The organism is Bifidobacterium pluvialisilvae, from assembly GCF_019331695.1.
In the GTDB taxonomy this organism is placed as follows: Bacteria; Actinomycetota; Actinomycetes; order Actinomycetales; family Bifidobacteriaceae; genus Galliscardovia; species Galliscardovia pluvialisilvae.
The window spans coordinates 143,460-162,682 of sequence record NZ_JAHBBI010000007.1; the positions used below are offsets into that span (position 1 = coordinate 143,460).

Below are 19,223 nucleotides of genomic sequence, written 5' to 3' on the forward strand. Positions count from 1 at the left end.
TTAAGGGGTTTGTGGGTCTGGGGTATACGCGGGGACGTTGAAAATCCCTTCCTCGTGAACGGATGGGCCCACTTCCCATTTTGGGGGAACAAATAGACCCACTTTCCTATTTGTTGAGAACGGTTAGGCCCACTTTCCATTTTTTGGGGGAATGGATGGTCCCACTTACTCATCTTGGAGAACGGATGGACCCACTTTTCATTTTTGGAGAACGAATAGGCCCACTTTCTCCCTTTTGGAGAACGGATGGACCCACTTTCCCCTTTTTAAAGAACAGACAGACCCACTTTCCCATTTTTTTGAGAATGAGAAGACCCACAAACCCGGCTGTCGACTGTCGTGTGTCGTCTTCGGGTTTGTGGGTCTATCCGTTGGATTTATGTTCGTTGGGCCTATGGGCCTGTCCGTGCGGGCCTAGGGGCGTTAGTTTGCAGGTCTGTCCGTTCGTGGAATGGACTTGCTGTCCTGCTCGTAGTCGTCCAGCGTGGTCGGGGAAGCCTGACCGTTCGCGGAATGGACAGGCCCACCCCCTCCTTATTACTCCTTGGCCTCGGCCTCCTTGACCATGGTTTCGGTCGCGACCTCCGCGGATGCCTCGGCGGCCTCGGCCACCCCGGCACCGGCACCGGCACCGGCACCGGCCGCCGAAGCGGCAGCGCCCTGCTGACCGGCCATGGCCTGGTCGATGGCCTTGCGGGCCTTCTTCTGCGCCTGCTTGCCGAGCACCGAGTTCTTGCGGCTGAATCCGAAGTAGACGGCGAGGCCGATGGCCAGCCAGATGGCGAACCGCACCCACGTCTCCCAGTTCAGGCCGGCGATGAACACCAGGCAGAAGATGATGGAGAGGATCGGCGTGAACGGCACGCCCGGCGCCCTGAAGCCGCGGTGCGCGTTCGGCTGGGTCTTGCGCATCCACAGCACGCCGGCGGAGACGATCATGAACGCGGAGAGCGTACCGATGTTCACCAGCTCGAACAGGATGTTGATGTTGATGAAGCCGCCGGCGATGGCGGTGAGGATGCCGAAGAACCACGTGCCCTTGAACGGGGTGAGGTACTTCTTGTGCACCTCGCCGAACAGCTTCGGGAACAGGCCGTCGCGCGCCATCGCATAGCAGATGCGCGACTGGCCGTAGAGCTGCACGAGCATCACGGTGGTCATGCCCACGAGCGCGCCGAGGTTCACGATCACCGCCAGCCAGTTGAGGCCGGTCTCGAGGATCACGCCGGCCACGGGCGCGTCGATGAACTTCGCGAAGTCCTTGTACGGCACCACGCCGGTCATCACCAGCGTCATGATGATGTAGATGACCGTCGAGATGGCCAACGAGATGAGGATGCCTCGCGGCAGCGTCTTGTTCGGGTTCACGGTCTCCTCGGCCGACGACGAGACGGCGTCGAATCCGATGAAGCTGAAGAACACGATCGACGCGGCCGGGATGATGCCGTACGGCTGGGTCGAGCCCGGCTGGAACGTGTAGATGCCGTACGGGGAGAACGGCTTCCAGTTGGCCGGGTTGATGTAGCGGATCGTGCACACGATGAACAGCAGGATGATGGCCAGCTTGATGATGACCATGATGTCGTTGACGCGCTTGGTCTGGTTGATGCCGATGGACAGCACCCACGTGATGAGCAGCACCACCACGAATCCCGGAAGATTGAAGTACGTGGTCACGCCCGGCGTCGTGCCATACGCGGCCGTGAGCTCCACGGGCAGATGGAATCCGAAGCCTTCGAGCAGCTTGTTGAAGTAGCCGGCCCATCCGGCGGACACGGTCGCCGCCTGCAGGGCGTATTCAAGGATGAGGTTCCATCCGATGACGAATGCGATGAGCTCGCCGAACGCCAGATACGCGTACGAGTACGCGGAGCCGGAGACCGGGGCCATCGACGCGAACTCCGCGTAGCACAGTCCCGCGAAGCCGCAGCAGATGGCGGCGAGCAGGAACGACACGGCCAGCGCCGGACCGGCGGTGAGCGCGCCCTTGCCGGTCAGCACGAAGATGCCGGTGCCGATGATCGCGCCGATGCCGAGCATCGTCAGATCGAACGTCTTCATCGTGCGCTTCAACGGCGTGGCCTCGGCCACTATCGTCGACACGTCTTTTTTGCGTAATAGGCTATTCATGAATTCCTTCTTGGGATGGAAGATCTCTCCTGCAAACGTCAACATCTTACGGGAGCAATCATTACGAACGAATCGTTTTGAACGTGCAATGTCCGCATGGTAAGACATCCGGATGATTTTCGTCAGCATCAACGGTATATGAACGCGACGATAATCGAAAACGAATTCCATGCGAATTGCACAACGACGGAACGGTCGGATGACGATATCGACCGGCGATGGATTGCCGACGGTTGCGAGATTCCGTCCCGGCGTTCCCGGCCCTCCCTAGAATATCAGGAAGAACCATAATGATGGGAGCCAAGCATGGGACTGATGGATTTGTTCGCCCGCAAGAAGACCATAGATACCCGTAAACGCCGGTTGTCGTTCATTCTCGACGGTGCCGGACTGACCTACGAGGACGGCAAGATCGGCCTCGAACCCACGGACCTCACCATCGCCGAGAAGCGCGTCGCCGTCATCGGACTCAACGGCGCCGGCAAATCCACGCTGCTCCAGCTCGTCGACGGCACGCTCAAGGCGACCGCCGGCTCCGTGAGCGTCGTCCGCCACGTCCTCGACGACGGCGGCAAGCCCGCGCCGGGGGAGGACACGACGTTCGACCCCGCGAAAAAATCCGACGCCAAGGCGTTGAAGGACGTCATCGGCATCGTCCGCCGTGAGGAGATCCCCCAGCGCTACTACATGGCCGAGAACATCGCCGAGGCCGTGGCCGAACCGCTGAAGAAAAGCAACCTGCCCGACGGCGCCCGCCACGAGACCGTCGGCGCCCTCTTCGCGCACTTCGGACTGACGCCGTACGCGCGCAGCAAGGCCGACAGCCTCGACAGCGAGAAACGCCACCTGCTCGCCATCGTCGGCGCGCTTGCCATCAACCCGGCCGCCATCGTGGCCGACGAACCCACCAAGGGACTCGACGAGAACGCAACCCGCACCGTCGCCCGCGCCCTCTTCGGCTACGACAAGCAGGTCGTCTTCGCCACGCACGACCTCACCCTCGTGACCAACCCCGACTACGCCATCGACCGCGTGATCGTGCTCGACGAACACCGGGTGGCGTTCGACGGCGAACCCAAGGCCGCCGTCGACTTCTACAACGACCTCATCGCGAAGAAATATGCGGAAATGACGAAAAAGTGAGCCTCATCACGAATCCGTCGCATAGCGGCGGCACAATAGGGCACATGACTTTGAGTGCAGCGCCCGAATGGGCTTTCTCTTCTTCAGACGGCGAAACCAACTATCGCAACGCGTGCGAGCAGTACCCGGCGCAGTGCATCGTCGACCTCGCGGTCCTGCGCGACAACATGCGCCATCTCGTCTCCGTATGCGGCGGCCCCGACTCCGGAACCGCGGTGATGGGCGTGGTCAAGGCCGACGCCTACGGGCACGGGCTCATCCCGGCCGCCCTGGCCGCGCTCGCCGGCGGGGCCACCTGGCTCGGCACCGCCCAGTCGCACGAGGCGCTGCTGCTGCGCAAGGCCGGCATCGGCCCGGACCGCTGCCACATCCTCACGTGGGTGTACAACGGCCTGAACGTGCCGTTCGGCGAACTCATCAGGAACGACATCGACATCTCCATCGGATCCATGGCCGGCATCGACCTGGCCGCGGCCGCCGCCCGCGCCGTGGGCAAGGTGGCGCGCGTGCATGTGAAGGTGGATTCCGGATTCGGCCGCAACGGCTTCACCGAGGAGACCTTCGACGAGGCGCTGAGGAAGTTCGTGGCGTACGCGCACGAGGGTGTGTTCCACATCGTGGGCCAGTGGAGCCACCTCGCCGTGGCCGACTCGCCCGACGTGCCCGAGTTCGTGGCCTCCACCGACCGACAGATCGAGCACTTCAACGCGTTCACCGCACGCATGGAGAAGGCCGGCATCGCGCCGGAGATCCGCCATCTGGCCAACACCGCCGCCACGCTGAACCGTCCGGAGATCCACTTCGAGCTCACCCGCCCGGGCATTGGCCTGTACGGCTACGAGCCGGACCCGGCCATGGGCACGCCGTCCACGTGGCGGCTCAAGCCCGCCATGACGTTGCAGGCGCAGCTCGGCACCGTCAAGCATGTGGAGGCCGGGCACGGCATCTCCTACGGCCGCACGTACCTGACGCCCGACGACACCTCCACCGCCATCGTGCCGATCGGCTATGCGGACGGCATCCACCGTTCCGCCTCCGGATTCGACATGCAGGGCGCCAAGCATGTACAGAAGGACGGCGGCCCCGTGCGCGTGATGACCAGCGAGGGGCCGAAGCTCTACCGCGTCTCCGGCCGCGTATGCATGGACCAGTTCATGATCGACCTGCACGGCTCCTGCTCCACCGACGAGCTCAACGTGCATGAGGGCGACACCGTGGTGCTGTTCGGCCCCGGCCGCGGCGAGAAGTTCGCCGAGCCGACCGCCGACGACTGGGCGCGCGCCGCCGGCACCATCAGCTACGAGATCTTCACCTGCCTGCGCAACCGCATCCCGAGGCTGTATCTCCACGCCGCCGAGGTGCTGCCGCCCGAGGACCTCGCCAAGCTCGACCCCGCCACGCTGCTGTAGGCGACGGCAGCGGGCGGTCCCGTCGCCGGGTGGGCCGCGGCGTCGCGTGGGCCGGTGATACGGGCTTGGTCCGCGCGACGTTCGTCGCCGGTCGCACGACGACGCCCCGCAATCATCCCGGTTGGGTAAAATGAAACGCTATGCCGGGTTTGATCATTAAAGAAGACATCGAGAAGGTGCGCGCCGCCGCCGACCTGTACGACATCGTCTCCGCCGACGTCACGCTGAAGGCGTCCGGCTCCGGCACGTTCATGGGCCTGTGCCCGTTCCACGACGAGAAGACGCCGAGCTTCTCCGTACGCCCGGCGCTCGGCTCATGGCACTGCTTCGGCTGCGGCCTCGGCGGCGACGTGTTCAAATACGTCGAACAGTCCGAAAACGTGGGATTCGCCGACGCCGTCGAAATCCTCGCCGACAAATACCATATCGAGCTGCATTACGACTCCAACCAGCCGCAGCAGCGGCAGGGGTCCAAACGGTCGCGTCTGCTGGAGGCCAACGACGAGGCGCAGCGTTTCTTCGTCTCGCAGATCATGAGCCGCGAGGCCCTGGCCGCACGCAAGCTCCTCGCCGGACGCAACTTCTCCCAGGCCGACTGCGAGCGCTTCGGCTGCGGCTACGCGCCGCAGGGCTGGGATAATCTCGTCCGTCATCTCGCATCGAAGGGGTTCACGCATCAGGAGATGATGGACGCCGGTCTCGCCCGTCAGGGCCAGCGTGGCGTCTACGATTATTTCCGCGGCCGCGTGACGTGGCCCATCCGTGACTCCGCCGGCCGTACGCTGGGTTTCGGCGCACGCAAGCTGTATGACGACGATACGATTCAGGCGAAGTACATCAATACGCCGGATACGTCGCTGTATCACAAGAACCAGGTGCTGTACGGTCTTGATTTGGCCAAGTCGAACATCGTGAAGAAACGCCAGGTCGTGATCGTCGAGGGATATACGGATGTGATGGCGTGTCATTTGGCCGGCGTGGATACGGCGGTGGCCACGTGCGGCACGGCGTTCGGCCGTGAGCACGCGAAGATCGTGCGTCGTCTGATTTCCGACGACAAGCTTGGCGGATTGCAGCTGATCGGACCGGGGAAGAACCGTACGTCGCGTGTGGTGTTCACGTTCGACGGCGATGCGGCCGGGCAGAAGGCCGCGTTGCACGCGTTCGGATTGGACGGCGCGTTTTTGTCGCAGACGTTCGTGGCCGTGGCCGACGATAATCTCGACCCGTGCGATCTGCGCATCCAGCGTGGTGACGGGGCGGTGCGTACGCTGATCGACAACGCGTATCCGCTGTATGATTTCGTGAGCAACACGGCGATCGACCAGTTCGATACGCAGTATACGACCGGGCAGATGGGTGCGGTGAAGGCCGTGGTGCCGGTGATCGCGCAGATTCGCGACCGGTCGTTGGTGAACCTGTATGCGCGTAAGGCGGCGCGGCGCGTCGGCGTGGATCTGGATGTGATGCTGCGTGAGGTGGGCAATGCGCGTCGGCAGCTGCGTGTGCGTGACGAGGACGCGTATGCGCCGCGCGACCGTCGTCGGTATGACAACGGCGGCGAATATGCGGGGGCGGGCGCCCGTGGCGGCGACCCGTATGCCGATCCGGCGCGGCGGCGTGCCCTGGAACGGCAGGACGCGCTGACGCAGGGGTATTACCGCATCGACGACGCGGTGTTCATCTGCGAACAGCAGTTCATGGGCATTCTCATCCAGGTGCCAAGGTCGGTGAACCGCGCGATGTTCGCGCAGCTGACGGTCGACAGTTTCATGACGCCGGTGTTTCGGTCGATGTATCAGGCGTTGGAGGCTGCCGGTGGGCTGCCGTCGAACGATACGCCACAGGGGTTGTGGATGCATAATCTCTCCAAGGCCGCTGGGCCGATGCTGGAGGGTGTGGTGAACGAGCTGGCCGTGATGCCGTTGCCGTTGCCGAGCGCGGAACGGGATTCCCAGCAGGTGACGGATGAGATGGCGCAGTCGTCGTCGGCGGTTTCGGCGCCGTTGCGTCCGGCCACGGATGCGGAGAAGCAGTATGCGTCGGAGTTGCTGGTGCGGTTGCTCGACATGGGCTATATGCGGCTCATCGCTCGCAACAAGCGGCGGATGAACCAGCTGCCCGAAGGCGAGGAGAAGTTCCGCCTGCTCGGCGAGATCACCAAGCTCGAGGCCAACCGCAAGAACCTTCAGGCCGAGATCTTCGGCAACACCGTGGGCTGAGCGAAGGACTCGGCGAGACGCCCCACCCAATCGGCTCCCCTTCAAGTTTAGGGGGAAGGGGGATTGTCGGGACGGTCCCATCCAATCGGCTCCCCTCTGGAAGGGAGCTGTCCGCCGTAGGCGGACTGAGGGGAGGGTGGATTCTGGATGGAGGTGTCTCTCCCCTCAGTCTCGCTTCGCTCGACAGCTCCCCTCAGCGAGGGGAGCCGATTGCCCCGCCCTGTCATCCTGAGCGGAGCCGCTTGCGGCGGAGTCGAAGGATCTTGAAATCGGCCGGAGCGCAGGATCCTTCGACTCCGGGCTGCGCCCTTCGTTCAGGATGACAGAGTGGAGGGCGCAGCCCGCTCACAGTGGCAGAGTGACTTGTGGTCCACGCCCTTCGCTCAGGATGACAGGGATGTCACGGCGGTTTTGCACTGGCGGCCCATGCCTTCCATCACCCGGCCATACCGCACGCCTCGGCCACCGCCCGATATGCCTCCACCAGCTGCGGCAGCCGCATGCGCGCGTTCGCCGGGCTCGTCGACGGCAGGGGAGTCATCGGCATGCCGATGCCGGCCGCCACCAGCCGCGGCGCACACAGACGACGATACAATTGCGCAGCCTTGCCTCCGGTCGTGAACACGTGGGTGATGCGCGAGGCGCGGATGATCGGCGCGAGGTCATTCGGCACCGCGTTGCGGATCGACGAGTCGCTTGCCCCCGCGATATCGCAGGAGGCGATGACATCCCATAGGGCGAACCGGTGCCGCAACGCGAAGTCGCGTCTTGCCGCGGCGCTCGCCTCCGGCACCGGCTCATCGAACAATGCGGCCATCGCCGGCCAGAACCGGTTCTGCGGATGCATGTAGTAGAACGCCGCCTCCCGGGAATTCGGGCTCGGCATCGAACCGAGCACCAGCACGCGCGAATCCGCGTCCCACACCGGCCCGAACCCATGTTCCACATGCTGCATCTCCTGCGATTTCATGGTGACCAGCATAGTAGCGATATCGGAGTCGCCTATGGGAGCCGACTTCCGCCATGGTGTCTAGTAGTATCCAGAACGATTAGGAACGAAAAACAAAGGCCCTTGGAATCCCAATGTTTCCAAGGGCTGAGTCGTGACCCCGGCCGGACTCGAACCGGCGACCTACAGATTAGAAGTCAGTTGCTCTATCCAGCTGAGCTACGGGGCCAAAGACAACGAGAAGACATTGTAGCAACTCGCACGCCGTTTCGCCACGGCAAACCGCCGGCGGAGTCGGAGCCGTGGCGCGGTAATCTGGGAACGGCGCCTAACTGGGGCGTCCATCGAATACGACGGAGGGAGCGTCGGTATGCGACTGGCGATGATCGCGAATATCGACTTCGATCACAATGACGACGGCGGCGACGGTGTCGATGACGTCAAGTCTACCGACCTGTTCGTCATGTTCCACGGGTATGGCAACGACGAGCAGGAGATGGTGCGCATCATCGACGCCATCGAACCTGGCACCGACTACATCTCCGTGCAGGCGCCCATCCACCGCACGTATCTCGGCGGCCACGCGTGGTACGACAGCGCCGGCTGGGACGACGTGCGCATCCAGGCGCAATGCTCGGCCATCGGCGACCGGCTCGTCACGCTGCTCGACGCCAGCGGGCTGCGCAATCGTCGCATCGTACTCGTCGGATTCTCACAGGGCGGGTATCTGTCGTACCGTCTGCTCGCCGACCATCCGGACGTGTTCGATGCCGCGGTACTGCTCGCGCCGTCATTTCACGATGCCGACACCGGCGGCACCGTCGCAACCGTGCCGGAACCGTCCGGCGCCGCACGCCCCGACGTCTTCCTTGGCTACGGCACCCTCGACCGGCAGATTCCCGACGCACAGAAGGCCGCCATGCGCGACGCGCTCGCCCGCTTCGCGAACGTCGAGGAACGCGCCTACGCCGGCATGCGCCACGACGTGTGCGAGCAGGAGTTCGCCGACATCCGCGCCTTCCTCGCACGGTGACGATAGACGTGCGGGTGTCGTTCCATATCAGCCGTTGCCCTAGACGCTATTGGAACCGCAATTGCCGCTTGTCCTTGGCACACTGCCCGAGATACAGGTTGATGAGATTCTGATACGGTATGCCGGTCTGCGCCGCCAACGACTTGAAATAGTCAAGCGTATCCACGTCGATACGCATGGTCACCGACTTGCGAAGCTTTTTCGCATAGGGGTTTGGTGCGGAATCCGAGAAATCGTATTCATCGCGCATCGTAGAGTCTTCCATAGGTCGACGTCTCCTTTCGTGTGGCCTTCCTTGCCGATATCAGCCGGATGACCTCCTCGTTCTCCCGATAGCAATGGCAGACCACCAGGACCCGCGCATGGTCACTGATGCCGAGGATGACGAACCGTTCCTCGTCTTGGGAATGGTCCGGGTCGGGGATTACACGGGCGTATGGGTCATGGAATACGCTGCTGGCCTCCTTGAAGGAAATCCCATGCTTGCGGATATTGATGGCGGCTTTGTTGTCATCCCACGTGAAACGCAGAATTGTATTGCTATTATACATATATTGTCCATATTCTGCAGGTTCGTATTGTCGTCGATAGAGTGAGAATGGTACGTTCCTGCGATGGTATCGAATATGGAACGGCAACAGGGTGCTATACGAAGAATGTTGACGAACGTGAGTTTTCCTTGCGATTACAGCGAAAGGGGGCGGTGATGGCGGACGATTGGCGGGCGCGCGTGTATGGCGGCCGGGGGAGCGGGGCGTCGTACGGCGGCTCCGACGGCGGCGGTTTCGGCCACTCCGACTTCGGTTATGGTTTCGACGACGCCGAATTCAGTGATTTCGGTGACGGATACGATTTCGGTAACGACGCCGACGACGACGTAGCCAACGATGACGCGGTCGACGACGAAGGTGCATCGTTCGGCCATCGGGACGAGGCCATCTCCGAACAGACGTTGCGCGTGCTCGGCGGCGTCTCGTTCTACCGCGCCTACGACGTCATCTCCAGCGGACGGATACATGGCATGGCCTGCGCGGTGGGCCGCGACGGCGCGACCACGCTCATCGCCATGGTCGACTCCTCCGCCGGCGGCATCGGCTACCGGGTGCGCGCCACATTGGACGAGACCCACGGCCGCGTGATCGACACCTCATGCTCATGCCCCGCCTACGGCCGCTACGGCTCCGTCTGCAAGCACGTCATCGCGCTCATCATGCAATACAACGACGCGCCCGAATCGTTCGACCAGAACGCTCCGGTCGGCGTCCCAGGCGGCCGGCCGCCGCGGCCCCGTCGAACCTCCCGAATGCTGCAGGCGTTCATGCAGCAGGAGGACATCCATCAACGGCAGGAAGCCCAAAGCCGACAGGTCGACCTGCTCAAACAGGTCAGCGCGCTCGCCGACGCGGACGGCGCGGACGATGCCGGCGGTAGGTCCGCACGCAGGGGAGCGGTCGGCGTCGCCGCGCTCGAACGGCATATGCCGGTCGGCAGTGTCTCGCTCAGACCGGGCATCGTCCGGTCGGCATCCGGCAACGGGTGGCTGCTGCGGCTGCGCATCACCGTGCCGTCCCGCAGCGTCTCCTACGTCGTCAAGGACGTCGACGCCTTCCTACGCGCCGTGAAATGGCAGCAATACGTGGTCTATGGCAAAAAGCTCGCGTTCACGCATACGATGGACGCGTTCGACGAACGTTCCCGCACCGGCATCGGCCTGTTGCGGCGTGCGGCGGACATCCGCGCCGGCATCGAATCCCATGGCGGCGGATATCGCGGGCGCAGGGCGCAGACTTCCGAAATGCTATTGACCGACGACGAAATCACCGACCTGCTGGACCTGTACGTGGATTCGGGGGAGACGGTCGACTACGCGTCGTCCGGGTATTACGCGGCGTCGATGGCGACGGACGTCGTGGACGGCGATCCCGACCTCGGCCTGTCCGTCGAACGCGTCGACAAGAACGGCGACGTCGTCGGAGACGACGATACGGACGTCCCCAACGGTGATGACGGCGGTTCGTCGTATGGATATGTAGTCAGGCATCGTATGAATGTAGATGCTCTGATCATTGGCCAGCAGAGCAGTTTCGCCATCGTGCGTGCGTCGGTCGGCAGCGGTGATGGCGGCCTGCCGGTCATTCACCGGTGCAGCCGACGATTCGTCGACGACCGTCGCATCATCGGCGTGCTGTGCGACGACCGGGACGCCGACGGACTGTATCTTGGTCCCGACGATGTCGACATGTTCTCCAGAACGGTGCTGCCATACGTCACACCGATTCACAACGTGACGGGAAGCGGCGCCGTGTCTACGGTCGGAGACAATGCTGGCACGGGCAATGCCGGAGGTGCGGATGATACCGATGGCGGCATCGGTGCAACGGCCGGCGGCGAGCGTCGCGACTGCGGCATCCCCATGCAGCTGCCTGCCGAACTGGCGCGCCGCAAACGGCTTCCCTGCCATATCGAAATCTATCTCGACCGCGACATGCACGGCGTCAGCTGCGAATTGAAGGCCCGTTACGGCGACGACCGCTTCGACGTGTTCGCCGGCGTCAGTCCGTCCGACGCGATGCGGGACCGCGACGTCGAACGACTCGCCGTCGAGGCCGTGCTCCACTATTTCCCCCGTCCGGACGGTCTCGTGGCACGCATCCCCGAATCCGACGACGATGCCATCTGGAGGCTCCTCACCGAAGGACTGCCCGTGCTGCGTGGGCTTGGCGACGTGTTCTCCACGCCCGCGTTCGACGGACTGACCGCCGTCAACCGGCCGACCATCAAAGTGGGATTGTCGTTGAGATCCGACCTGGTGGAGATCTCGCCGATTGCCGACGAAATCGACCCCAAGGACGTGCCCGCCCTGCTGGCCGGCTACCGCAGCCGCCGCAAATACCATCGCCTGTCGAACGGCGCGTTCGTGAACCTGCGCGACGTCAATACGAAGGCCATCGACGACATCGCCGCCGATCTGGGCATCCGCGCCGACGAACTGGCGGCCGGCGTTCGCGTGCCCGCCTACGAGGCCTACTATCTCGACCATGAGGTCGATGACGGCGACAAGGACGAACGCTTCCGCGACTACGTGAACGACCTCAAGGTCATCGACCCTGCTTCATACACCGTGCCGTCGTCGCTGGCGACGGTGCTGCGACCGTATCAGGTTGAGGGGTTCCGCTGGCTGAATGCCATATGCGACAAGGGATTCGGCGGCATCCTCGCCGACGAGATGGGGCTGGGCAAGACCGTGCAGCTGCTGTCGTTGCTCGTCTCCCGACGCGGCGAATTCCGCAAGGTCGGGCCGAACCTCATCGTCTGCCCGGCGTCGCTGGTCTACAACTGGGCCGCCGAATGCGCGAAGTTCGCGCCGGAGCTGACGGTCGAGGTCGTGGCGGGGACGAAGGCGGAACGGCGACGCATCCTCGAGGCGGCACGCGGCGGGGCGGGCGACGTGGACGCCGGGGTGGTCGTCGGGACTGCCGGTGACGGGACGACCGATGGCACGGACCCCAGGGCCGCCGTCCCCGACGTGCTCATCACGTCCTACGACCTGCTGCGCCGCGACATCGCCGACTACGACGGCATCGCATGCTGCTGCATGGTGCTTGACGAGGCCCAATACGTGAAGAACCACGCGACCAAGTCATCGAAGGCCGTGAGGTCGGTCGCGGCCCGGCATCGGTTCGCGCTCACCGGCACGCCCATCGAGAACCGGCTGGCCGAACTGTGGAGCATCTTCGACTTCCTCATGCCCGGCATGTTCGGTTCGTACGCGCACTTCCGCGAACGGTTCGAAATGCCCATACTCAGCGGCGATGAGCAGGCGCAGGCCAGATTGCAGGCGTTCGTCGGCCCGTTCATCCTCCGCCGGCGCAAGGCCGACGTGTTGAAGGACCTGCCGGAGAAGATCGAGAACGTCATCACCGTGCGGCTGGAAGGCGAGCAGCGACGACTGTATGCGGCGCTCGAACAGCGTCTGCGCGCCACATTGAACAAGCAGAAGGACAAGGACTTCAACACGGGCAAGATCCAGGTGCTCGCGCAGCTGACCAGGCTGCGTCAGGCCTGCTGCGACCCGCGGCTGCTGTATGCGAACTACGGCGGCGACCTGCCGGAGAGCGGCGCCGGTGCATCCGGTAAACGCGTGAAGGCGCCGAAGTCGGCCAAGCTGGACGCCATCGAGGAGCTGGTGCTCTCCTGCCGCGACGCCGGGCGCAAGATGCTCATCTTCTCGCAGTTCACCAGCTACCTGGATTTGATAGCCGAACGATTGCGCCGCGACGACATCGCCTACGACGTCATCACCGGATCCACGCCGAAGAAACGCCGTCTCGAACTCGTCGACGCGTTCAACGCCGACGACACCCCCGTGTTCCTCATCTCGCTCAAGGCCGGCAACACGGGACTCAACCTCACCGGCGCCTGCGTGGTCGTGCACGCCGACCCGTGGTGGAACGCCGCCGCGCAGGACCAGGCCACCGACCGCGCCCACCGCATCGGCCAGACACAGGATGTGAACGTGTATCAGATCGTGGCCAAGGACACCATCGAGGAACGCATCCTGAACCTCCAGCACAGCAAGACCGACTTGGCCTCACGGTTCGTGGACGCCGCATCGTCGTCCGGCAACGCCATCTCCGCTCTCACCCGCGACGACCTCCTCGCCCTCTTGGACTGAGCTGCCCTGCCTTCCTCTGCCCCTCTGCCTCCCTCTGACGAGGGAGGTGACACGCGAAGCGTGACGGAGGGAGAGACCGACACGTCACGAGGTGCATCCTCCTCCTACTCCACACCAATTCCGCGGAGTAGTCTGGAATCGGATACGCTCATCGACGAATCGAAGGGAAGCAGCGATGACCATGCCACAGAATCCACAGCAGCATCCTCACAATACCCAGCCGCGGCAGCCGCAGCCGGGATGGGATCCGCAGACGCCTCCGCAGGGACAGTCATACCGGATGCCGACGATGCCGCAGAACCCCGGCAATCCCAACGCCGGCGCGGCCATGCCGCCGCAGTATCAGCCACCGATGACCAATCATCCAAACCCCGCTCCGACCCAGCAGACCATGTGGCAGGCGCAGCCCCCTGCCGGCTACGGCGAACAGCGGCGGACGTCGGCTGGCGATTCCCCCGTCAACGGGGCCGACGTCGACGAGGCCGGCACCACCAAGATGTCCGTCATCCTCATGGTCGTGTTCCTCGGCATCGACATGCTGGAAACCCTGATCGGCATGGTTCCCGGTGTATCCGCCTCCTACGGCAGCATCGTCTACAAGATTTTCATCGGATTCTCGCCGTGGGTCTACTTCACCGTCCTCCTGGCGCTGTATCTGCTGGGCGTGTATCTGGCCAAGTCCCTGCCCTGGTACGGGACCGTCGGCCCGGTGCTGGTGGCCGTCGGCGCCGTCGCCAAACTCATCAACGAGATCCTCTGGATATTCGAAATCTACGGCATCATCGGTTCCCTGCTGAACCTCATCGCCTACGGCATCCTCCTCGCCCTCGCCGTCGTCATCCTGCTCGCCATTCTTGGAACCAACCGCGGAGCCGGCCCGAACGGCGAACCCGGCGCCAAGGCCGCATAACATCGTCGCCACGCCGGTGTTCATGATATCCGGCGGGCGTTTGCCCACATCAGCCGTCGGACTCCGCCAGCCCGCCATGTGTCTTCTTCGTCACTCCTTGGACGGGTCCGGCACGGCATGGTCGTAGACGTAGTTGCGTGAGCCGCTGCTGCCGGTCGGGTCATGCCAATACGTCAGCAGCAGCCCCCGCCCGGTCTTGTCGCCGGTCTGGCGAAGGATGTAGTCCTCGTCGGACCGGTCCACGGTGATGGTGATGTCGTCGCCGGACTGCGTATCGAAGACGAAATCGGTGTAATACGTCGTATCGTCGTCGCTGTCGGTCTCCTCGCGATGCGCGATTTCGATTAGTGTCACCGGTTCGGTAACGGGCCCTTGGGCGAGGGTCGCCCAGACGCTTGACAGGCTGCTGACACCCATCAGCAGGCAGATGATGGCGACGATGCCATGACGCAGCGCGTTGCGGGCGATCATACGTGACCGGTCCGTCGTCGATTCATGACGGTAGACGTCATCACGGTAGATGGCCACTGCCTGCATGACGGCATGGATGACGCACCAGACGGCCGCCAACAGTGCGCCGACGCTAAGAATCGTTGCCTGCATCACGCCATCCAGACCGAATGGCGACATCGTTGAGACCTGGTATCCACCCAGGACGATTATCGCGGTGAAGAACAGTATCGTCGGCGGATTGATGAACGCCATGTACCGTGTTCTGGCGTCCTTGCGAGCCGCCTGCGCATCGGACCCATCATCGACGGAGGCTCCGTTCGTTTCGGTGGAGTATACGGGCAACCCATGCTGGGCCAGTCCATTCAACTCCTGCGGGGTGGGCATCCGATGGACGATGCTGTATTCCTTGTCGCCTGTGCCGTGCTTCTCCTTGATCACGCAATACGACGGGATTATACGAAAGGCCGGATCGAGATCGATCATGTCGATGATTGTGGTGTCTTCGAACCAGCGGATGACGATATGGTTCCCCGGAGTCCGCATCCGTTCGACCATCTTCCCGTAGACCGGCAGTTCACGGAACGTGAGTCTGCGACCATCGTCCAATGCGATGACGTATTCGTCCGTGGTGGTCGGGTCGCCGTCGGAATCCACGGAATGATGAACCTCGTACGTCAGAATGATGCCTCGCGCGGTGCTCATGCCCCGGCGTAGAATCCCGGCGTCACGGATGATGAAATACACGCATCCGCCGACCGTCGCGAGAATGCCGAGCATCCACAGCACGTCGACGGTCGGATTCCGTCCCTCGGCGCCTGATGTCAGCGACCATACGCGGAAAACGAGGTAGACAATCAGCAATACGACCGTCAACGTCATCAGAATGACCTGATCCCGTAGTCTTCTCATATCATGTTCCTTTGGTTGTGTATGTGGAGGGGGAGGACGCGGATGTCGTCCGATGTCATTCCGCCGAGGGGTCGGGGCGGGCCGAATCGAAGACAGCCTTGCCGCCGCCCGAATCCCAATAGGTGAGGACCAGATGACGTCCGGTCCGGTCGCCGGTCTGGTCGAGGATGTAGCCTTCGTCGTCCTTGCGTACGCTGATGATGATTGTCCTGCCCGAATCCTCGGTGAACGTGAAGTCCGAGTATTCGTAGGAGTCGTTGTCGTCATCGGTTTCCGTGTGATGGTCGAATGCGCTCATTGTCACCGGCATCGTGGTCGGACCCTTCCAGACCGTCTGCATGGTCAGCGCCGCGCCGGTCAGACCGATGGCCAGACACAGCAGCATGGGCACGACATGACGGACCATGACGCCGCGGATCAGCGGGAGGCGCATGTCCTTCTCCACGTTACGGTATCTGTCGCTACGGCTCATGAGCGCCCATTGCACGACGGCATGGCCAAGCAGCCACGCCGCCAGGGCCATCAGGGCGAGGAACGGCCATGCGTTGTTCATCATGTGCTCGCGGCCGAACGGCGAGGACGTCGACATCCTGACCGCCACAACGAAGACCAGCACGCCGATGACGATTTTCGTCGGCTTGTCGAAGACCCGGTACCGCGCCCGGACATCCTCCTGCGCCGCGGTGAACGCCACCTGCTGCGCGACCGCGGACCGGCCGGGCGCGCTTGCGGGGGAGGACGCTGCGGTGCCGTCGCCGGCAGGTCCGTCGGCGGCCGCCACATGCAACCGGATCTTCGGCGTCGTCGCCTGCTCCTCCTGCGCCTGTTCCGGGGCTGGCGCCGTCGTCGCGTTCCCGTTCGGGTGCGCCTCGCGTGCGGCCTTCGCCCGTTCCTTACGCTCCCAATCGGTGGGAAGCCGATGAATAATCGTGTAGTCGTCGTCTTCTCGATTCACCCGCTCGACCACCGCGTCACTGGGTCTCGCCGGCGGAAACGCCGGGTCGAACCAGATCGTCTCGATGATGCTCGTTCCCTCGAACCAGCTGATGATGATGTGGGTGCCTGGCGTCTGCATCCGCAGGTCCCGGTCCGCGCCCGCGGGCAGGTCGGAATCCGAGAACTTGAGTTGGGTGCCGTCGTCCAGCCGGAACAGAAAGGTCTCCGTGTTCGTCCCGTCGCCATCGGAATCCACGGAGTGGCCGAAACGATACACCCATACGATGCCGCGGGCGGTGCGCGGGCCCTTCCTCATCCGCCGGACGTTGCCGGCGATGAGCCGTATGCAGAACGCCATCGCCGCGAAAACGACGATCAGCCAGATAATCTCGGGAATCGACGGCATGACCCCCAATATGATCTTCGCTATCAGGGACGCGACGTTGACGATCGCGATGACAAGCAACAGGGCGGTGACGAGACCGAGAATGACGATTCTGTTCCGTAGTCTTCTCATATGAAGCCGGCGCTCCCTCCCCGTTGACGATACCGTCCCCACGCATATTCCCATTCTGCCCCCGAACGGCATGACGGAACCATCCGTCCGTCCAGAGTTATCCCGTTGTTCATCATTCGGGAACACTTGGCCCCCGGCGTCAGCGCGGTATTAGCGCGGTATCATCATGGGGTGAAGAAAGCGGTTGAAGAAGTGAAGCAGACCCCGCACGGCGTGGCGGCGACCATCGCGTCGGCCCTCGTATACGGCATGTTCCCCCTGTATTGGGCGGCGCTCGACAGCGTGTCCTCCATAAATCTGATGCTCTACCGCATCGTCACCGCCGCCGTGGTCATGACGCTGTTCATGCTCGCCACCGGCCGCTGGCATGGTCTCGTCGACCATGTGAAGGCCATGTGGCGCACCCGCCGCGTGTTCTGGATGTCCGTGGCGGCCGCCGTGCTCGTCACCGTCGACTGGGTGGTCTACATCTACCTCGTCGCCATCGGGCGGACGTCCGAGGCCAGCGCCGCCGGCTTCCTCATACCGCTCATGAACATGCTGCTCGCATTGGTCATCCTCCGCGAGAAGGCCAGCGCGCTCGGCATCGCATCCATGGTCATCGCGCTCATCGGCGGCATCCTCTACGTCATCGACACGCGTGCGTTCCCCGTCCTCGCGCTCGCCATGGTGTTCAGCTACAGCGGATACTGCCTCATCAAACGGTTCGTGCCGCTCGACGCCTTCGAATCGTTGACGTTCGAGACGGGGGTGCTCACGCCGGTCGCGTTCGTGGCGCTCGCCGTGCAACCGCGGTTCGGCGTGCCGGCCGACGCCCCCTGGCATGTGTGGGCGCTGATCGCCGGCTGCGGCGTGCTCACCGCCGTCCCGCTGGTGCTCACCTCGTACGGCGTCAAGCATGCGACGTTCCTCATGCTGAGCTTCACCCAGTACATCACGCCCACCATCCAGCTGCTGCTCGGCATCTTCGTGCTCGGCGAGCAGGTGCCCGCCCACCGGTTCATCTCGTTCGGCGTGATCTGGTTCGCCCTGGCCGTGTATTCCGTCGACCTCGTCCGTCAGCACCGCCGGCGGCTGGAACTCGGCCGCCGCTGACTGATGCTGATGGACGCTGCCGGGGCGTCACGGTTGTGCGTCCGTGCGGTGGTCGTGACGGTCGGTCATGCGGTTGCGCAATCGCGAGGAACTACATGGGAATCATGTTGCAATACACATTGGCAAAAGCGGCAAAAGTCCGGTATTCCAACGATTGTGAGCGTTCTAATGTGCGCTGTCTTACAAAAACTACGGGTTTTCCGTGCAACGGATGGAAAACCATTGCCGGCGTAACACAGGCTTCCTAGATTGACAATCGCAACAAGGAAAAACCAATCAAGGAGGTTCATTATGAAGTTCAGCAAGGCATTCCAGGAAGGTCTCGCGATGTCGTCGTTCGCCAGCATGGATTACGTCAACAAGGACATGCTGGAGACCATGCGCTACGTCGCCCGTCAGATCGAAGAGGACAAGTGATTCGACCCCGGTCCTGATGCCTGACCGATATCCGCCGCGTTTGCTGCGCCGGCCGGATGTCCGTTAGATATCGTCCGGTGAATCATTCGGTCTTCTCTGATTTGAGGACCAACACCTTACCAATCGGAGATACGGCCAACGACGTCCGTATATCTTCCCTTTCTTCCGTTTTCGTTTTGTTGTGTCTTTTTCTTGTCTTGTTCCGTTTTCGGTTCGTCTTCCTTCCGTTTTCCATCGGTGTTCCGAATGTCGAATAGCAGAGTCCGAAGTGGGTTTTGTGGGTCTATCCGATTGCCGAATCCGGGTTTGTGGGTCTATCTAATCGACGGATCAGGGTTTGTGGGTCTACTCGATTGTCCTATCGGACTTGTGGGTCGATACGTTCACGAGGAGGGAATTTTTGACTTCCCCGTGTATACTTCAGA

Annotated in this window: 13 protein-coding genes, 1 tRNA gene and 1 pseudogene; 8 read left to right on the top strand and 7 right to left on the bottom strand. The window is 62.9% G+C overall.

The window, feature by feature from the left end; genetic code table 11:
• Positions 1-696 precede the first annotated feature (696 nt).
• Positions 697-2,130 (bottom strand): annotated as a pseudogene (locus KIH77_RS07170) (APC family permease); the annotation flags it as partial.
• A gap of 306 nt (positions 2,131-2,436) precedes the next feature.
• Between KIH77_RS07170 and KIH77_RS07175 the strand changes: the two are divergent.
• The 3 genes from KIH77_RS07175 (at position 2,437) to dnaG (ending at position 6,904) form a co-directional block, all read left to right on the top strand.
• On the top strand, positions 2,437-3,273 hold the full coding sequence (locus tag KIH77_RS07175; protein ID WP_219100431.1) for an ATP-binding cassette domain-containing protein: 837 nt from the start codon (positions 2,437-2,439) through the stop codon (positions 3,271-3,273).
• A gap of 44 nt (positions 3,274-3,317) precedes the next feature.
• Positions 3,318-4,682: an alanine racemase gene (alr, locus tag KIH77_RS07180; protein WP_219100434.1), complete on the top strand. Its 1,365-nt coding sequence runs from the start codon at positions 3,318-3,320 to the stop codon at positions 4,680-4,682.
• Positions 4,683-4,822: 140 nt separating this feature from the next.
• Positions 4,823-6,904, top strand: coding sequence for a DNA primase (gene dnaG / locus KIH77_RS07185; protein WP_219100436.1), 2,082 nt, complete (start codon positions 4,823-4,825; stop codon positions 6,902-6,904).
• Between the two features lie 436 nt (positions 6,905-7,340).
• Here dnaG and KIH77_RS07190 read toward each other — a convergent pair whose 3' ends face one another.
• On the bottom strand, positions 7,341-7,874 hold the full coding sequence (locus tag KIH77_RS07190) for a DNA-deoxyinosine glycosylase (protein WP_219100438.1): 534 nt from the start codon (positions 7,872-7,874) through the stop codon (positions 7,341-7,343).
• Between the two features lie 134 nt (positions 7,875-8,008).
• Positions 8,009-8,082, bottom strand: a tRNA-Arg gene (locus KIH77_RS07195).
• A gap of 141 nt (positions 8,083-8,223) precedes the next feature.
• Here KIH77_RS07195 and KIH77_RS07200 point away from each other — a divergent pair.
• Positions 8,224-8,886 carry an alpha/beta hydrolase gene (locus tag KIH77_RS07200; RefSeq protein WP_236024540.1) on the top strand — a complete coding sequence of 221 codons (663 nt, stop codon included), beginning with the start codon at positions 8,224-8,226 and terminating at the stop codon, positions 8,884-8,886.
• Positions 8,887-8,932: 46 nt separating this feature from the next.
• On the opposite strand, the gene KIH77_RS07205 is transcribed toward KIH77_RS07200, so the two are convergent.
• Complete coding sequence (locus tag KIH77_RS07205) at positions 8,933-9,151, bottom strand: CopG family antitoxin (protein ID WP_219100440.1); 219 nt, start codon at positions 9,149-9,151, stop codon at positions 8,933-8,935.
• A complete protein-coding gene (locus KIH77_RS07210) occupies positions 9,126-9,437 on the bottom strand; it encodes a BrnT family toxin (protein WP_219100443.1) in 312 nt (103 codons plus the stop codon). Before KIH77_RS07210 ends, KIH77_RS07205 begins: the two co-directional genes overlap by 26 nt.
• Positions 9,438-9,592: 155 nt before the next feature.
• On the opposite strand from KIH77_RS07210, the gene KIH77_RS07215 reads away from it, so the two are divergent.
• Positions 9,593-13,561, top strand: a complete 3,969-nt coding sequence (locus tag KIH77_RS07215; protein ID WP_219100445.1) for a DEAD/DEAH box helicase — start codon at positions 9,593-9,595, stop codon at positions 13,559-13,561.
• A gap of 175 nt (positions 13,562-13,736) precedes the next feature.
• Entirely contained in the window at positions 13,737-14,471 is a 735-nt protein-coding gene (locus tag KIH77_RS07220) for a hypothetical protein (RefSeq protein ID WP_219100446.1), read from the top strand.
• A gap of 90 nt (positions 14,472-14,561) precedes the next feature.
• Here the strand turns inward: KIH77_RS07220 and KIH77_RS07225 are convergent, their stop codons facing one another.
• The gene (locus KIH77_RS07225; protein WP_219100449.1) at positions 14,562-15,833 is read right to left on the bottom strand and encodes a hypothetical protein; all 1,272 of its coding nucleotides are present in this window, start codon (positions 15,831-15,833) and stop codon (positions 14,562-14,564) included.
• Positions 15,834-15,888: 55 nt separating this feature from the next.
• Positions 15,889-17,286: a ribosomal eL19 family protein gene (locus tag KIH77_RS07230; protein ID WP_219100451.1), complete on the bottom strand. Its 1,398-nt coding sequence runs from the start codon at positions 17,284-17,286 to the stop codon at positions 15,889-15,891.
• Positions 17,287-17,457: 171 nt separating this feature from the next.
• Here KIH77_RS07230 and KIH77_RS07235 point away from each other — a divergent pair, with 171 nt between their 5' ends.
• Both KIH77_RS07235 and KIH77_RS10550 read left to right on the top strand, forming a co-directional pair.
• The gene (locus tag KIH77_RS07235; RefSeq protein ID WP_219100454.1) at positions 17,458-18,381 is read left to right on the top strand and encodes an EamA family transporter; all 924 of its coding nucleotides are present in this window, start codon (positions 17,458-17,460) and stop codon (positions 18,379-18,381) included.
• A gap of 291 nt (positions 18,382-18,672) precedes the next feature.
• Positions 18,673-18,798 carry a hypothetical protein gene (locus KIH77_RS10550; protein ID WP_274607442.1) on the top strand — a complete coding sequence of 42 codons (126 nt, stop codon included), beginning with the start codon at positions 18,673-18,675 and terminating at the stop codon, positions 18,796-18,798.
• Positions 18,799-19,223 lie beyond the last annotated feature (425 nt).